Below are 16,092 nucleotides of genomic sequence, written 5' to 3'. Positions count from 1 at the left end.
CGAACATGTTGGGCAAATTGACGTGGGAGGCCGTGCCGCTGCACGAGCCGATCGTCGTGGTCACCTTGGCGGCCATGGTGCTGGGCGGCCTCGCGCTGCTTGGCGCGGTGACGTACTTCAAGCTGTGGGGCCCGCTGTGGCGCGACTGGTTCACCACCGTGGACCACAAGAAGATCGGCATCATGTACGTGGTGGTGGCGCTGGTCATGCTGGTGCGCGGCTTCGCCGATGCGCTGATGATGCGCGCGCAGCTGGCCGCAGCCGGGCCAGGCAGTGACGGCTTCCTGCCGCCCGAGCACTACGACCAGATCTTCACCGCGCACGGCGTGATCATGATCTTCTTCGTGGCCACCCCGTTCGTGGTCGGCCTGATGAACATCATCGTGCCGCTGCAGATTGGTGCGCGCGACATGGCGTTCCCGTTCCTCAACGCCTTCAGCTTCTGGATCTTCGTGGTCGGCGCAGCGCTGATGATGATCTCGCTGGGCGTTGGCGAATTCGCCATGACCGGCTGGGTCGCGTATCCGCCGCTGTCGGGCATCGAGTTCAGCCCAGGCGTAGGTGTGGACTACTACATCTGGGCCTTGCAGGCCTCCGGTATCGGTACGTTGCTGACCGGCGTCAACCTGTTCATCACCATCCTGCGCATGCGTGCGCCGGGCATGACCCTGATGAAGATGCCGGTGTTCACCTGGACCGTGCTGGTCACCAGCGTGATCATCATCGCTGCCTTCCCGATCCTGACCGTGGCGCTGGGTGCGCTCACTCTGGACCGCTACCTGGACTTCAACTTCTACACCAACACATTGGGTGGCAACCCGATGATGTACGTGAACCTGGTGTGGGCCTGGGGCCATCCGGAGGTGTACATTCTGGTGCTGCCGGCGTTCGGCATCTTCTCCGAAGTGACCGCCACGTTCGCGCGCAAGAAGCTGTTCGGCTACAAGTCGATGGTGGGCGCCACGCTGGCGATCGGCATCCTGTCGTTCATCGTCTGGCTGCACCACTTCTTCACCATGGGCTCTGGTGCCAGCGTCAATGCCTTCTTCGGCATCATGACGATGATCATCGCCATTCCCACCGGCGTGAAGATCTTCACCTGGCTGTTCACCATGTATGGCGGCCGCGTGGAGTTCAGCGTGCCGATGCTGTGGACCATCGCCTTCCTGGTCACCTTCACCATCGGTGGCATGACCGGCGTGCTGCTGGCCATCCCGGGCGCGGACTTCCTGCTGCACAACAGCCTGTTCCTGGTCGCGCACTTCCACAACACCATCATCGGCGGCGCGCTGTTCGGCTACCTGGCCGGCTTTGCCTACTGGTTCCCGAAGGTGTTCGGCTTCACCCTCAACGAGCGCCTGGGCAAGTGGTCCTTCGCCTGCTGGGTGATCGGCTTCTACCTGGCCTTCATGCCGCTGTACATGCTCGGCTTCATGGGCATGACCCGCCGCATGAACCAGTACGACAACCCGGCGTGGACGCCGTACCTGATCGCCGCCTTCATCGGTGCGCTGTTCGTGTTCGCGGGCATCATCCTGATGCTGGTGCAGATCTACGTGAGCGTACGCGACCGCAAGCGCAACCTGGACCTGACCGGCGACCCCTGGAACGCGCGCACGCTGGAATGGGCCACGCCGTCGCCGCCGCCGTTCTACAACTTCGCCGTGGTGCCCAGGGCCGATGAGCTGGACGCCTTCCACGAAGCGAAGAAGCGTGGCCTGCCGCCGCCGCCGAAGAAGTACGCACCGATCCACATGCCGAAGAACACCGGCGTGCCGCTGATCCTCAACATCTGGATCCTGGTGCTGTGCTTCGCCCTGGTCTGGCACATCTGGTGGATGGCCGCGGCCAGCTTCATCGCGATGATCGTGACCCTGATCGTGCGGTCCTACGACGAGGACGTGGACTACTACGTCAGTTCCGAAGAGGTGGCGCGCACCGAAGCGGCCAACCTTGCCAAGCTGAAGGAGGTACGCGCATGAACCTGTTGACCCGCCCGGAGCTGGCCACCGATACACAGGCGCACGAGGACCACCACGAACACGACCACAGCCACGAGCAGGGCGGCATGAAGGTGTTCGGCATGTGGGTCTACCTCATGTCCGACCTGGTGCTGTTCGGTTCGCTGTTCGCCTCGTATGCGGTGCTCAGCACCGCATACGCTGGCGGCCCCACCGGCAAGGATCTGTTCTCGCTGCCGTTCGTGATGGCCGAGACCTTCCTGCTGCTTGTGTCCAGCATCACCTACGGCCAGGCCGTGCTGGCGATGCATCGTCACGATGCCTCGGCGGTGCTGCGCTGGCTGGGCGTGACCTTCGTGCTCGGTGCCTCGTTCATCGGCATGGAGATCTACGAGTTCTCGCACCTGATCCACGAAGGTGCGGGCCCCAGCACCAGTGCCTACCTGTCGGCGTTCTTCGCGCTGGTCGCCACCCACGGCCTGCACGTCGCCAGTGGCCTGATCTGGATGGCCGTGGTGATGCACCAGGTCTACCGCCGTGGCCTGACACCGACCAACATCACCCGCGTGTCGTGCCTGAGCCTGTTCTGGCACTTCCTGGACCTGGTGTGGATCTGCGTCTTCACCTTTGTCTACCTGATCGGAGCCTTCTGACATGGCCCACGTCGAAACCTCGCGCGCCGGCAATGCGCACGGCTCCACCAAGTCCTACCTGATCGGCTTCGTGCTGTGCGCGCTGCTGACCGTGGTGCCGTTCGCGCTGGTGATGAACCCGGTGCTGTCGCGGCCGCTCACGCTGTTCCTGCTGGTCGGCTTCGCGGTGGCGCAGATCCTGGTGCAGCTGGTCTATTTCCTGCACATGGACCGCAAGTCCGAAGGTGGCTGGAACCTGGCCAGCTTCGTGTTCACCCTGGTGATCCTGTTCATCATCGTCGCGCTGTCGGTGTGGATCATCTGGAGCATGCACTACCACATGATGATCAACTGACCGTGGCCGGGGTGATCGGCATGGACCGCACGATCACCCCGGCACCGCGGCCCTCTTTTCCCCACAAGGGCAGGCCTGACCGAGACCCCGCCCGCATCTGCGTTGGTGGTACCCGTGAAGCGTCCTGCTGCTGTTGTCCGTTCGTTGTTCTCTCCCCGATTCCGCCTGCCGCTGCTGGCCGGCCTGGCTGTCGGCCTGCTGGCCGGCTGCAGCGCGCAGTCGCGCATGGACTTCTATTCCAAGGACATCGCCTGCGAAGCGCTTGGCCAGCAGTGGTCGATGCCCGACAGCCACGGCACCGTGCGTGGCCCGAAGGACCTGCAGGGCCAGGTGACCTATCTGTTCTTCGGCTTCACCAGCTGCCCGGACGTGTGCCCGACCACCATGGTCGAGCTGAGCCAGGTGAAGCACCTGATGGGCAAGGATGCCGACCAGCTGCAGGTGGTGTTCGTCAGCGTAGACCCGGCGCGTGATACGCCGGAGGTGGCGCGCACCTATGTGGAAGCCTTCGACCCCAAGGCGATTGCTCTGGTCGGCAACGAAGCACAGCTGGCCACGATGGCCAGTGACTTCAAGGCGTTCTACGAGAAAGAGCCCGGCCAGGTACCGGATACGTACACGATGAGCCACATTGCCGGTGGCTATGTGTTCGACCGCCAGGGCCGCCTGCGCCTGTTCGCGCCCTATGGCATGCCGGTGGACAAGCTGTTCTCCGACGTGCAGCGCCTGCTGCTGGAGCCGGCCCATCCGGCTGCGGGCAACGACGCACTGGCCAGCTGCCACCTCAAGCACAGCGACACGCTCGCCGCCCGCTGACGCCACCTCTACCGCGGTGGGTGCCGACCGTTGGTCGGCACACCTGGATCCGCTCTTGGTAGGTGCCAACCTTGGTTGGCACAGCTGTAGAGCCGAGCCCATGCCCGGCTCTATATGCTCGCCGCCCCGGTAGGTGTCGACCTTGGTCGACACACGATGCGTGGATCCGGTGGGTGCCGACCGTTGGTCGGCATATCCCTCAATCCCCCGGCCGGCCAGGAGAGCCAACCGGCCGGGGGCACCACTCAACGCCTTACTTGGCTTCTTCCCACTGCACCACGTCCGGCTCAGCCGCCCTGATACCGGCGGTCGACAGCAGCTTGGTGGTGGCATCCAGCGCCGCGTTCACCGAGGGGTACTCGACGATCGCGCGGCCGGAGGCTTTGGACACCTTCACCACGGTGCCGCCGGTGGCGGAGGCTGCACGCTGGGCCGAGGCCGCATCGGTGAAGAACACCTTGACCCGCGAGGTCGCCACTACCGGTGCGCCATCGTTGGAGACAGCGGCCGCAAACTTGCTGGCACCGGCATCCGCGTGTGCCGCCACACCAGTAGATGCATCCGTGGACCGCTTGCTGCGGGTGCCCGCTGCGGGTGCGCCGGCTTCGGTGCCCTGGGTGATCTTGAATTGACCACCGCTGGCCTGTTGTACGGTTGCCGACGGCGCCAGCTGGAAGCGGGATCCGCCCACATCGAATGAACGACCCGTGGCCGCGGCCTTCAACGCCTGGGCATCCACGGTCGACAGTGTCTTGTCAGGCGGCGTCTGGCCTGAACTCTGGGCCCAGGTGGGCGTAGTCATCGCTGCGAGGGCGAGGGTGCTCAACAGAATGGTCGTCTTCATCATCAGTGCCCCAGAACGCGGATCTTGAAGAATTCGAGGTTGCCACGCGATGCAGCGTTCGCGGCCTGCCCCAGGTCGGTGACTTCCAGCGTCCAGGTGCCCGTGGCGTTCTCATCCAGGAAGGCATTGCTGGACAGCAGGTCCCAGTTGGTGAAATTGCGCTGCACGCCACCGGTACCCGAACCGATTGCGGTGAATGCCGGCTGCACCACGCTGCGCGTGCCGCTGGGCGAGACCAGCACGAACTGCAGCTGGCGGGTGTTGCTGTGGTTGACGCGGAAGCCCAGCTGCACGCTCTCGATGTTGCGAGCACCATTGGCGACCTGGAAGGTCAGGCGCGCCGCAGCCGCCGAGGTATTGCCGATGGCCACGGTGCGCGTGGTGGTACGCCAGCCGCTGTCGACCAGCGCACCCAGCGACTGGAAGTTCTCCGCCACCTGCACTGCGCGTGCGGCATTGACCACGCCGAAGCCGTACCAGTTGCTGTAGGCACGGCCGGCAGCGTTCACCGTCCAGCCCGGCACCAGTACGCGGCCGTCGGAATGAGTCACCGCTGCCTGGTTCGGGTCGTTGCGGGTGGCAGTGGTGGCCAGGATGTACTTTACGTCGCGGTAGGACAGGTTCGGGTTTGCTTCCAGCACCAGTGCTGCAACACCCGACACCATCGGCGTAGCCGCCGAGGTACCGTTCATCTTGCCGGTGTAGTTGCAGGTGCGGTCGATGGCGGACTGGTCGCCATCCAACGTGTTGCGCAGGCTGGCGTTCTTGTTGCTGCCCTGCGCGCAGCCGGTGACGTCGGTGGTGAGAATGGCGGGATCGTAGCGGATCGCCAGCTGCCCCGGCACGACCTGCCGCTGCCAGCCGTTCTCGCCGCCGAAGCCGGACACCCACAGCGCCGAGCCGGTAGACGAGTAGGACGAGCGCACGCCATCGGCGCGCACGGCAGCAACGGTGATCACGTTGAACAGGTTGTTGCGCGGGTCGCGGCCGGCCGGAATGCAACCCGTGTTGCGGTTCTTGGTGTCTGCCGAGCAGATGTCGGTGCCATCCGAGCGTGCACCGTTGTTGTGATTGTTGCCGGCGGCCTTCACGTAGATGCCACCGCGCCCGCCACGGGTGCCGGACATGGCCTGCTCATAGGCGGCGATGTCGTTCTGGCTGTAGGCCAGCGGCAGGTTGGGGTTGCCCGGGCTGGAGCCCCAGCTGTTGTTGAAGACCCCCACGTCGGCCACTTCGGCGCCATCCCACCACGAGTACTCGATGTTGGAATTCGAATTGCCCTGGGCATTGGACGCCAGGAAATTGAAGCCCTTGAGTGTGGCGGCCGAAGCGACGCCGCGCACGCCCAGGTTGTTGGCGCCCACCGCACCGGCGATGCCGCCGACCATGGTGCCGTGGTTGTCGCGGTCGGGATTGGACGGTGAGGGGTTGTTGCTCTGGTTGGCGAAGTTCTTTCCCGCGACCGCCGCAACGTTGGCAGCCAGGTCCGGGTGGGCGATCTGCAGGCCGTCATCGACGATGGCGATGGTGACGCCCTGGCCGCGGATGCCGTTGCGGTACAGGCCATCCACGTTCAGATCGTTGCCGGCCACCGGCAGGGTATCGCCCAGTACGGCCTGCCCGGTGTTGAGCAGATGCCACTGACGCCCGGCCAGCGGATCGGCCTGCTGGGCCTGGGCGGTGACGGCCAGGCTGCCCAGCACCAGGGCAGTGGCAAGGGCCAGGCGCGCGGAGCGCGGTGGCGCGGAGCGTTGCGTGTGTCGCTTCATACACGAATCCTTCTGTTGTGAATCGGCATGGCAGGACGGCGGGGCGGAACTGCCCCATCGCAACGAGCCAAACGCGACACAACGAAGAACCCCCTACCTCTTCACGGAACCAATCTGCAGATGTGCCGATTGCGTCACAAACGCTTATGCCGCCGAGGAATAAAAGCCGGCGGTCGCGGCCCTCCTGCCCGTGCCATCATCGTTGGGCCGTCTCTCGCGGCCCATTGCACAAGGAAGACCGATGGTCAGGAAAGGCCCGGACACCGAAACCCCCGTGGACGAGGCCTTCCGTCCCACCCTGGCCTGGATGGCAAACGAGATCGCGGCCGGCCGTGCGCCCCACGCAGTGAACGTGCCCGCGTGCAGCGCCGACACCTGGGATGTCATCACTGGCATCATCGCGGACTATGGGGAAACCCTGGTGCAGCTCCCCGAGGCCAGCTGGGAAACTTCGGTCAGCCAGTGGCATGGCGAGCGCTGGAAGGTCCTGGTCGACCTGTACACGGCTGTGGAAGGGCGAAGTGATCTGGTAATGGATGTGGATATCGCCGAAACCGAAACCGGCTTCGAATACAGTCTGCACTTGGTCTACGTTCCCTGAGGAGGCACGATGAAGCCGAAGCAATTCCGTCTCTCCGCCGAGCAGATCAAGCCTCTGCTGGAGGGCTATGGCGGATGCATCGCCACCGATCGCATCACCGTTGATGGCCAGCCCGTGGGCTACTGCTACCGCGAGGCGCCCGACAACGAGTTGGACAGTGGCTGGCGATTTCTTGCCGGTGACGAAACCGAAGATTACCTGGACGAGCCGGGAAACTCCGGCGTGTACGACGTGAACACCATCGCCAACTGCGATCATGCCGTCCTGGCAGTGGTGGACGCGCCGGCGGGTACCGAGTTCGAACGCACTGAAGACGGCAGGTTGCTGCCCGTCTGATCGGTGATGCCACGTGTTCGGCGGCATCCATCCTGGTGGGTGCCGACCGTTGGTCGGCACATCCATCCAAGCTTGCCGTCACTCCCACCGGTCATCATCGCGCCCCCTCACATCCGGCTGTGCTACTACAGCCCGTGCACCCTTCCGCATCGGAGCACGATGATGGTCAACCCTCTGGCCCAGGCCCATCGCGGCCTCGGCACCACGCTGTTCAGCCTGTTGAACCCGATACCCTTCGGCTTCTTCGTCGGCGCGCTGATCTTCGACGCGATCTATCTCAACAGCGCCGAGGTGATGTGGGGCAAGGCCGCCGCCTGGTTGATCACCTTCGGCCTGCTGATCGCCATCATTCCGCGCCTGATCAACCTGTTCACGGTCTGGCGCCGAAACGGTACCGCCACCCGCATCGACCGTATCGACTTCTTCCTCAACCTGGTCGCGGTGCTGCTGGCGATCTGGAATGCCTTCGTGCACAGCCGCGATGCCTATGCCGTCGCGGTGCCGGGCACGATCCTGTCGGCGCTGACCGTGGCCCTGATCGCGCTGGGCCTGATCCTGCTGTCTCTGCAGCCGCCGGTGCTGCAGGGAGGTCGTCATGGCTAAGCACATCCTGCCTACCGTGGGCGCCCTGGCGCTGGCCGTGATGCTGTCGGCCTGTGCCGGCAAGGCCGAATACCACCCCACCGACCAGTCGGGTGCAAAGCCGCCTCTGCCGGCACCGAAGAACTTCCTGATGCCGCCGATGCAGGTGCCCAAAGGCGTGGGTTGGGCCGACGGCCAGTCACCCACGGTGGCCGAAGGCCTGAAGATCGAACGCATCGCCGCCAACCTGCAGCATCCGCGGCGATTGTTGACCCTGCCCAACGGCGATGTGCTGGTGGTGGAAGGCAATGGCCCCGGCGAAGAACCGGTCACCACGCCCAAGCAGTGGATCGCCGGCAAGGTGAAGGCGCGCTCGGGCAAGGCCGGCAAGGGCGGCAACCGGGTCACCCTGCTGCGCCGCGCGCCCGGCACTGCCACGTGGACCCAGCATGTCTACATCGAAGGCCTGCATTCGCCGTTCGGCATCCAACTGATCGGTGACACGCTGTACGTGGCCAACACCGGCAACATCATGCAGTACCACTATGTACCGGGCGAAACCCGCATGTCCGACAAGGGCCGCGAGTTCACCGACCTGCCCAGCACCATCAACCATCACTGGACCAAGGAACTGCTGGCCAGCCGCGATGGCAGCAAGCTGTATGTGGGCGTGGGCTCCAACAGCAACATCACCGAAAATGGTCTTGCCGTGGAATACCGTCGCGCGGTGGTGCTGGAAGTGGACGTGGCCACGCGTGGCAGCCGCATCTTCGCCTCGGGCATCCGCAACCCGACCGGGCTGGACTGGGAGCCGAGCACCGGCAAACTGTGGGCGGTAGCGAACGAGCGCGACGAGATCGGTGCCGACCTGGTGCCGGACTATCTCACTTCGGTGAAGGAAGATGGCTTCTACGGCTGGCCCTACAGCTACTACGGCCAGCACGTGGACGAGCGCGTGCAGCCGCAGCGGCCCGATCTGGTGGCCAAAGCGATCGTGCCCGACTACGCCATCGGCTCGCACGTGGCACCGCTGGGCCTGCTGTTCTACACCGGCCAGGCGCTGCCGGCGCAGTACCACGGCGGTGCCTTCATCGGCGAGCACGGCAGCTGGGATCGTTCGCCGCTGAGCGGCTATGAAGTGGTGTACGTACCGTTCAAGGACGGCAAGCCGACCGGGCGGCCGCAGACCGTGGTCAGCGGCTTTGCCTCGAAGGATGAAAAGACCCTGATGGGCGCACCGGTGGGCATGGCGATGGACGCCGAAGGTGCGCTGCTGGTGGCCGACGACGTGGGCGACGTGGTGTGGCGGGTGTCAGCCAAGTAGCTCTGTAGCGTCGAGCCATGCTCGACTGCTTTGGATGTGGCTTTTGTAGAGCCGAGCCATGCTCGGCTTACGCGCGCAGCGCGGGGTTTCCGCGTACAGGTCGAGGAGCAGCCGAGCGTGGGCTCGGCTCTACAGTTCCGCGGTACCGCTGCGGAACCCGCTGAACACCGACTCCGCAGCAAACCCGACGCCACCCAGCAGCACGCCGAAGTACACCATCGTGGCCACCACGAACGCGTAACCGGCGGCCACCGCCGCACCATCGCGCTGGATGAAGCCAATGGCGAAGGACATCAGTGCCAGCGCCGGCAACGTGTTGCTGAAGGGAATCGGCCCGGCCGGCGCCATCAGCAGCAGCGTGGCCACGACCAGCGCCAGGTTGTTCAGGCGCATCATCTTCCTCGAGCGCACCATCACCGCCAGCCGCATCGGCCGCGACAGACGCTCCATGCGGTGCACCCACTTCAGTGCACGGCCCAGGTTGGCCTTCAGCTTGTCGGTGGCGATCTGGCGGCGCGCCAGCTTCCGCGGCACCCACAGCGGGCGGTTGCGCACCCGGCTCAGGCCGATCAGCAGGATCGAGGCGCCGAACACGGTGCTCAGCCCGGGAATCGACACCGGAATGATGAAGATGGCCGAGAGCAGGATCACGATCAGCAGCAGGCCTTCATCGCCCAGCGCGCTGAGCAGGGTGCCGACGCTGACCTGCTCGCCGGGCAGCTCGTCGATCATCTGCTCGATCTGCTGGGCCAGGGGCGCGCTGTCGTTGGTTTCGGGGGCACGGTAGGTCATGCGTCGCAAGGTTCTCCAGGGAAGGGCGGTCAATGGGCCGTCCTGCGGTGGGGGACGCACAGGCTCCCGCAGTATCCCGGCCAACGTGGGCAAAGAGGTGAACCGGGCATGAGGGGGTAAAATGGACGGCCCGCATGAAGGTAAGACGCTGATGGACATGGGCCGCAGGCAATCGACCATCGAACTGGTCGCCATCGACATGGATGGCACCCTGCTGGACCCCGCCCACCGGCTCACCGCACGGGTCAGGCAGGCCATTGCACAGGCGCGCGCGCTGGGCGTGCACATCGTGCTGACCAGCGGCCGCCCGGTGCCGGGCCTGGCACCGTTCCTGCAGGAGCTGGGCATCAACGGCAACGACGACTACTGCATCGCCTGCAATGGTGGCCTGGTGCAGCGCATCGGCACGCGCGAAACGGTAGTCGCGTATCCGCTCAGCTTCGCCGACTTCCTGTTCTGCGAGCAGGTGGCGCGCGAACTGGGTATCCATTTCCAGGCGTTGGACAGCCAGCGCATCTACACGCCCAACCAGGACATCAGCTACTACACCGTGGCCGATTCGCACCTTTCGCACATGCCGCTGTCGTACCGCCGGGTGGCCGACATGGACCCATCCATGTCCTTCATCAAGTTGATGATGATCGACACGCCCGAGGTGCTGGATGCTGCCATCGCGCGCTTGCCCAGCGCGCTGACCGAGCGCTTCGCGGTGCTGAAGAGCGCACCGTTCTTCCTGGAAGTGTTCGACCACCGCGCTGGCAAGGGCCCGAGCCTGCAGAAGCTGGCCGAGCACCTGGGCATCGACCGCGCCAACGTGATGGCCATCGGTGACCAGGAGAACGACCTGACCATGCTGCAGTACGCCGGTACCAGCGTGGCGATGGGCAATGCCATCGACGCGGTGAAGGCGGTGGCGCGGTTTGAAACCACCAGCAATGCAGACGAAGGCGTGGCGCGGGCAATCGAGCGCTTCGTGCTGCAGTAACCGCGCGACCGTCCCCCGGTAGGTGCCAACCCCATCCGCCCCGGTAGGTGCCAATCTTGGTTGGCACACGCAGACGGAAAGCGCCGACCAAAGTCGACCTCCACCACGCCGGGGCTATACCCACGTATAACCCGCCCATCCCCATCGCCATCGGCGCTGTACCACGGCGCGATGGCGAATGCGGCAAACCGATGCAAGACTTTCGTACGTCGAAATCACGCCATCGAATTATGAGGCGGAGGATCGTCTTCCTCTGCCACTGACCGGCGCGCACTGCGCCGTCACACCCCCAACGCAATCGCATCGCCAGCCAGAGCGCCCACACCGGTGCTGCAACGCGCTGGGCGTGCGCCTGCGCCGCTCTCTCCCTGCACCCTGGATCTGCCCATGAACACCCCACCCACGACGCGCCTCGCCCTGGCCATCATCACGGCCATCGCCGCACCTGCGTATGCCGCCGAATCGGCTGACACCGCGCGCGACACACCCACTACGCTCAACGCCCTGCAGGTGATCGCCACACCCCGCGGCGCGGCCGTGGCACCAACCCAGGTGGTCGGTCCGAACCGCTACATCATCAAGGCCGAAGACCTCGACGCGATGGTCACCGGCAACAACGGACTGGCCATGCTGAAGCAGGTGCCCGGTGCCAGCTACACCGCCACTGACGGCCTGGGCCTGGATATCTCGGCCACCAGCCTGTTCGTGCGTGGCTTCCGCATGAATGAAATGGGCATCACCTTCGAAGGCGTGCCGCTGAACGACAACGGCTTCCTCTCGCTTACCGGCACCAGCGTGGTGAACGTGGGCGTGCCCGACGGCATCGGCGCGATCACGGTCAGCCCCGGCGGCGCACCGGTCAGCGTGTTCTCCAGCAGCGTCAACGGCGGCAGCCTCGAATACCGCCTGCGCGAGCTGCAGGACACGCCCAGCCTGCGCGTGAAACAGGGCGTGGGCAGCAACAACACGTTGGTCACCACCGTGTCCGGGCAGAGCGGCCAACTCGGTGAGCACGGCCCGAAGTTGCTGGTCGACCTGCAGCGCGTGTCCGCCGACAAGTACCAGGGCGAGGGCACCCAGAACTTCCTGCGCGGCGACCTGAAGCTGCAGCAGGACGTTGCCTGGGGCGACTTCACCGTGTTCCTGTCCGACAGCAAGGCCAAGGTCTGGGGTTACAACAACATTTCGTTCGACATGATCCGCAAGCTGGGCTGGAAGGCCGACATCTTCTATCCCGATTATGCCTGGGCGTGGTACGTGGCCTCGCCGGAGAATGCGGACAAGTCCTGCGGCGTCTATACCTGCGGTGAGCTGTCCGAACTGATCCCGTACGACACCGGCCAGATCACCCGCGACCGCGTGTCCTCGATCAACCATCGCTTCCAGATCACCCCGTCGCTGCGCGGCAACGTGCAGGTGTACAACGCCAACAGCCACACCCAGGCCACGCTGACCGACCCGACCGTGCCGTCGCCCAACGGTGCGCCGTTCTCCGAACAGGTGCAGACGCCACGTGTGAATCGCCTGGGTGGCATGGTCAACCTGCAGTTCGAGACCGGCGCGCACACCTTCACTGCCGGTTTCTGGCAGGAGAAGAGCAAGGCTGCGGCCAAGACCGAGTGGTACCAGCAGCCGCTGCTGGGTGAGGGCCCGCCGCTGAAGGCCACCGGCCCGTTCGATGTGTACGGCCCCGCGTTCAAGACCGACAACGCATCGAGCTGGGTGACCCGCTCGCGCCAGTTCTACCTGCAGGACGACATCGTGTTGAACGACACGCTGAAGCTGGGTGTCGGCTTCAAGGCCGTGGACTTCCGCACCAGCGGCGGTGGTCTCGGTGATGCCGAGGACCGGCCGGTGAACGGTACCCTGCGCGCGAAGAGCAACTTCCTGCCGCACGTCTCGCTGTTCTGGAGCCCGACCGAATCCACCGACGCCTTCATCGACCTGGCCAACACCATGAACGGCTACCGCGTGGCCCAGCGCGGCAACATCGGCTACACCGCCTCGGCGTGGACCATCACCGACCAGGAAGAATTCGATCGCGTAGCGGGCACGCTGCGCCCGGAGAAGAACTGGAACCTCACCGTGGGGGCGTCGCATCGCTTCGACCGGCTGACGATCACCGGCGACGTGTTCTACAACGACATCCGCAACCGCCTGCTGTCGGCCGCCATCGGCACCCAGTTCGCGCAGATCAACACCGTGCGGCTGATGCCGAAGATGCACGTGATCGGCGCTGACCTCGGCATCACCGCCGACCTGACCGACCACCTGCAGTTCTACCAGGGCGTAGCCGTGGCCCGTTCGTACTACGACAGCGATTTCGTGGTGGGCGACACGGTGTACCCGATCAAGGGCAATGCCCAGCCGGGCTACCCGCAGATCTCGCTGGTCAGCGACCTGTCGGCCCATTTTGGTGACTGGCGTTTGGGTGCCACCAGCACCTCGTACCTGCGCCAGCCCTTCACCTACGAGAACGACATCCGCGTGCCGGCCTTCTGGCAGGTCAACACCTATGCCGCGTACCGGTTCGGTGCGGACAGTGCAGTGCCCGGGCTGGAGCTGCGGCTGGACGTGAGCAACCTGTTCAACCGCCACAACATCGGCACCGCCACCATCGCCGGCTCGTCGTTCTCGGGGGATTACCAGACCCTGCAGCGCAGCGCGCCCCGGCAGCTGATGTTCAGCACCTCGCTAACCTTCTGAGGCAACGAGGGCGGGGTCAGATCCCTTTGCACGGCAAAGGGCTCTGACTCCCAAACCCGCCTTGCGCAATCAACAGGGATTTTCAGGCGGCGACGCAAGGTTCCCACAATGTTGCTGGGTCATGCTGTTGGCATGGCACAGCACAACCCGCTACCCCCGCTGTTCGGCATACGGAGTCATGGACGGCCCCGGCAGGCGCTGTCCGTGGCGCCTGTGATCGACCTGCAGGCCGAGTACCAGTTCTGGCACGTGTACGAGCGCGTGGTCCGTCCGTTGCCCGGTGGGGGGCTGCGGCTGGCCTGGCTGGTGTGCCAGAAGGTGTACCGGGACCGGTGGCAGCACCCGGACGACAGCGACGAGGCGGCGTTGTCGCGGGTGTTGTTTGGCGGGAACATGACGGCTGACCGCGCGTCGGAGCTGGCGGAGCTCCACGCGCTGGTCAGCCGTCGGGTGGCGTTGCTCGCCAAGCGTGGGCGAATGGGTACAACGGCGTGATGCGAGGGGATGACCCCGGCGTTGCCGGATTGCCATGAACCGCCCTGGCACCCTCGCACCATCCGCTGCCATGACCTGCTCTGGCATTGACCCATCCGCTGCCATGACCTGCTCTGGCATTGACCCATCCGCTGCCATGACCTGCTCTGGCATTGACCCATCCGCTGCCATGACCTGCTCTGGCATTGACCCATCCGCTGCCATGACCTGCTCTGGCATTGACCCATCCGCTGCCATGACCTGCTCTGGCATTGACCCATCCGCTGCCATGACCTGCTTTGGCATTGACCTATCCGATGCCATGACCTGCTCTTGGTAGAGTCGACTGTTAGTCGACTGCTCTACTCATCTGCTCCGCAGAAATCCGCGCTTCGCGCGCGAGTCGACTAACAGTCGACTCTACCAACGCCCTCTCCAACCGGTGCTTCTAAGGCTTTCCCCGGTCCAGCTGCCGGTACCCGATCGCTTCAGCCAGATGCGCCGTCTGGATCACTTCGCAGCCGGCCAGATCCGCAATCGTGCGTGCCACCCGCAGAATGCGGTGCATGGCCCGTGCAGACAGTTGCAGGCGCTCGATGGCCTGCTCCAACATGTCCTGATCGCCCTCGCTCAGTTTCGTGCAGGCCCGCAACGCCGCCGGCGGAAGATGGGCATTCAACCCACCACGTGCCTGCTGCCGGGCGTGCGCGGCTTCCACCCGCTCACGCACCGATGCACTGGGTTCACCCAGCGGTGTGCTCTCGCGCAGCTCCACCGCATCCATGCGCGTCACGCCGATATGCAGGTCGATGCGGTCCAGCAACGGACCGGACACCCGCGCGCGGTAGCGGTTGATCCGTTCATCGCTGCACAGGCAACGGTTGCTGCGGTCTCCGGCCCAGCCACAGGGGCACGGATTCATCGCCGCCACCAGTTGGAAGCGCGCGGGATACTGCACACTGCGTGCTGCGCGGGAGATACGGATGTGGCCGGATTCCAGGGGCTCGCGCAGGGTCTCCAAGGCGCTGCGGTTCCACTCTGGAAGCTCATCGAGGAAGAGGACGCCATGATGGGCCAGTGATATTTCACCGGGGCAGGGCGGGTTGCCTTGTCACTTCTAGCTAAATCATAGACACGTCTCGCGAAAAAGGGCCGGTTAGCGCCCTAGAATCAGGCGTTCCTCGTCTATGCTCAACACCAGAGAGCGCGACTACACACATTAAATAACGAGACTGCATTGCAGGGCACATCAAATGAGCAGACTGCGTACCCATTCCCCCGTTCGAAAATTGAAAAATAGCCACCGGGCCCTCACCGGGAAGGTCAATTTGGAAGGTGGCGGGATGGCAGGCTTCGAGTCCTCACTGGAGCGGGACCTGCTTCTCATCCTGGACTTTGATCGGACAGTGATGTCCGTAAAGGAGCAGCCTTTCTCCCTTACGTTCATTCATGAGGCTTCAGTGCGTCGCTACACCCCCGACGTGATGGCCGAGTACGATCGAGATGTCCTGCCAACGGTCGTATTTGAGGTCAAACCGATCGAGAAGCTGCGGGCTGATTGGGTGTCTCTGCGCCCCGGCTTCAAGGCGGCGGTGGCCCACTGTCGCCTGCGGGACTGGCAGTTCAAGATCGTCACTGAGCGGCATATCCGCACGCCCTACCTGGCAAACGTGAAGTTCCTGAGGCGCTATCGGGATCTGGCACCCCTTCTACTTCGGCAAGCGCAGTTGAGGTACACCGCCACCGCAGTGGGGCCCACAACACCCCAAGGCCTGCTCGCAGCCGCCTATTGGCCGAAGGAAGAACAAGCGCAAGCGATTCCCGCGCTTTGGCAGATGGTAGCCGCGGGCGAGTTCGATATCGATTTGACCAAACCGCTCAGCATGCGGATGCCGATTCGGTTGGTGGAGTAAGA

At 64.6% G+C, this 16,092-nt stretch carries 15 protein-coding genes and 1 pseudogene; 12 read left to right on the top strand and 4 right to left on the bottom strand.

All coding sequences use genetic code 11. From position 1 onward, the window contains the following. Nucleotides 1–5 precede the first annotated feature (5 nt). From cyoB to D7Y61_RS09655, 4 genes are all read left to right on the top strand, one after another. Nucleotides 6–1,982: a cytochrome o ubiquinol oxidase subunit I gene (cyoB, locus tag D7Y61_RS09670; RefSeq protein ID WP_180866046.1), complete on the top strand. Its 1,977-nt coding sequence runs from the start codon at nucleotides 6–8 to the stop codon at nucleotides 1,980–1,982. Further along, nucleotides 1,979–2,614, top strand: a complete 636-nt coding sequence (gene cyoC / locus D7Y61_RS09665; RefSeq protein WP_180866045.1) for a cytochrome o ubiquinol oxidase subunit III — start codon at nucleotides 1,979–1,981, stop codon at nucleotides 2,612–2,614. Before cyoB ends, cyoC begins: the two co-directional genes overlap by 4 nt. A 1-nt stretch (nucleotide 2,615) precedes the next feature. Continuing rightward, the gene (gene cyoD / locus D7Y61_RS09660; protein ID WP_005411473.1) at nucleotides 2,616–2,948 is read left to right on the top strand and encodes a cytochrome o ubiquinol oxidase subunit IV; all 333 of its coding nucleotides are present in this window, start codon (nucleotides 2,616–2,618) and stop codon (nucleotides 2,946–2,948) included. 144 nt (nucleotides 2,949–3,092) lie between these two features. Next, the gene (locus D7Y61_RS09655) at nucleotides 3,093–3,764 is read left to right on the top strand and encodes an SCO family protein (RefSeq protein ID WP_180866091.1); all 672 of its coding nucleotides are present in this window, start codon (nucleotides 3,093–3,095) and stop codon (nucleotides 3,762–3,764) included. Between the two features lie 253 nt (nucleotides 3,765–4,017). Here D7Y61_RS09655 and D7Y61_RS09650 read toward each other — a convergent pair whose 3' ends face one another. Beyond that, a complete protein-coding gene (locus tag D7Y61_RS09650; protein ID WP_180866044.1) occupies nucleotides 4,018–4,611 on the bottom strand; it encodes a S8 family serine peptidase in 594 nt (197 codons plus the stop codon). Next, complete coding sequence (locus tag D7Y61_RS09645; protein ID WP_180866043.1) at nucleotides 4,611–6,377, bottom strand: S8 family serine peptidase; 1,767 nt, start codon at nucleotides 6,375–6,377, stop codon at nucleotides 4,611–4,613. The genes D7Y61_RS09650 and D7Y61_RS09645 overlap by 1 nt, the downstream gene beginning before the upstream one ends. A 241-nt stretch (nucleotides 6,378–6,618) precedes the next feature. Here D7Y61_RS09645 and D7Y61_RS09640 point away from each other — a divergent pair, with 241 nt between their 5' ends. From D7Y61_RS09640 to D7Y61_RS09625, 4 genes are all read left to right on the top strand, one after another. Beyond that, the gene (locus D7Y61_RS09640; protein WP_110714013.1) at nucleotides 6,619–6,978 is read left to right on the top strand and encodes a DUF7668 domain-containing protein; all 360 of its coding nucleotides are present in this window, start codon (nucleotides 6,619–6,621) and stop codon (nucleotides 6,976–6,978) included. Between the two features lie 9 nt (nucleotides 6,979–6,987). After that, complete coding sequence (locus D7Y61_RS09635; protein ID WP_180866042.1) at nucleotides 6,988–7,314, top strand: DUF2185 domain-containing protein; 327 nt, start codon at nucleotides 6,988–6,990, stop codon at nucleotides 7,312–7,314. A gap of 162 nt (nucleotides 7,315–7,476) precedes the next feature. Beyond that, nucleotides 7,477–7,917 (top strand): DUF2231 domain-containing protein, encoded by a 441-nt coding sequence (locus D7Y61_RS09630; protein ID WP_180866041.1) that lies wholly within the window; start codon nucleotides 7,477–7,479, stop codon nucleotides 7,915–7,917. Further along, the gene (locus tag D7Y61_RS09625; protein ID WP_180866040.1) at nucleotides 7,910–9,220 is read left to right on the top strand and encodes a PQQ-dependent sugar dehydrogenase; all 1,311 of its coding nucleotides are present in this window, start codon (nucleotides 7,910–7,912) and stop codon (nucleotides 9,218–9,220) included. The genes D7Y61_RS09630 and D7Y61_RS09625 overlap by 8 nt, the downstream gene beginning before the upstream one ends. Nucleotides 9,221–9,349: 129 nt before the next feature. On the opposite strand, the gene D7Y61_RS09620 is transcribed toward D7Y61_RS09625, so the two are convergent. Next, nucleotides 9,350–10,012, bottom strand: a complete 663-nt coding sequence (locus tag D7Y61_RS09620) for an exopolysaccharide biosynthesis protein (protein WP_180866039.1) — start codon at nucleotides 10,010–10,012, stop codon at nucleotides 9,350–9,352. A 151-nt stretch (nucleotides 10,013–10,163) separates the two neighbouring features. Here D7Y61_RS09620 and yidA point away from each other — a divergent pair, with 151 nt between their 5' ends. The 3 genes from yidA to D7Y61_RS09605 all read left to right on the top strand — a co-directional run bounded on the left by yidA (nucleotide 10,164) and on the right by D7Y61_RS09605 (nucleotide 14,198). Next, nucleotides 10,164–10,997 (top strand): sugar-phosphatase, encoded by an 834-nt coding sequence (yidA, locus tag D7Y61_RS09615; protein ID WP_180866090.1) that lies wholly within the window; start codon nucleotides 10,164–10,166, stop codon nucleotides 10,995–10,997. A 387-nt stretch (nucleotides 10,998–11,384) separates the two neighbouring features. Further along, the gene (locus tag D7Y61_RS09610; RefSeq protein ID WP_180866038.1) at nucleotides 11,385–13,703 is read left to right on the top strand and encodes a TonB-dependent receptor; all 2,319 of its coding nucleotides are present in this window, start codon (nucleotides 11,385–11,387) and stop codon (nucleotides 13,701–13,703) included. Between the two features lie 108 nt (nucleotides 13,704–13,811). Next, nucleotides 13,812–14,198, top strand: coding sequence for a hypothetical protein (locus D7Y61_RS09605; protein ID WP_180866037.1), 387 nt, complete (start codon nucleotides 13,812–13,814; stop codon nucleotides 14,196–14,198). 427 nt (nucleotides 14,199–14,625) lie between these two features. On the opposite strand, the pseudogene D7Y61_RS09600 reads toward D7Y61_RS09605, so the two are convergent. Continuing rightward, a pseudogene (locus tag D7Y61_RS09600) lies at nucleotides 14,626–15,285 on the bottom strand (ATP-binding protein); the annotation flags it as partial. A 235-nt stretch (nucleotides 15,286–15,520) separates the two neighbouring features. On the opposite strand from D7Y61_RS09600, the gene D7Y61_RS09595 reads away from it, so the two are divergent. Continuing rightward, nucleotides 15,521–16,090: a heteromeric transposase endonuclease subunit TnsA gene (locus tag D7Y61_RS09595; protein WP_049460498.1), complete on the top strand. Its 570-nt coding sequence runs from the start codon at nucleotides 15,521–15,523 to the stop codon at nucleotides 16,088–16,090. The last annotated feature ends 2 nt before the right edge of the window (nucleotides 16,091–16,092 follow it).

The sequence above is a fragment of the Stenotrophomonas maltophilia genome, from assembly GCF_013464485.1.
GTDB classification, from domain to species: domain Bacteria; phylum Pseudomonadota; class Gammaproteobacteria; order Xanthomonadales; family Xanthomonadaceae; genus Stenotrophomonas; species Stenotrophomonas maltophilia_AW.
Note: the sequence above shows the minus strand (reverse complement) of the source record. Positions and strands in the feature narration are given on the sequence as shown.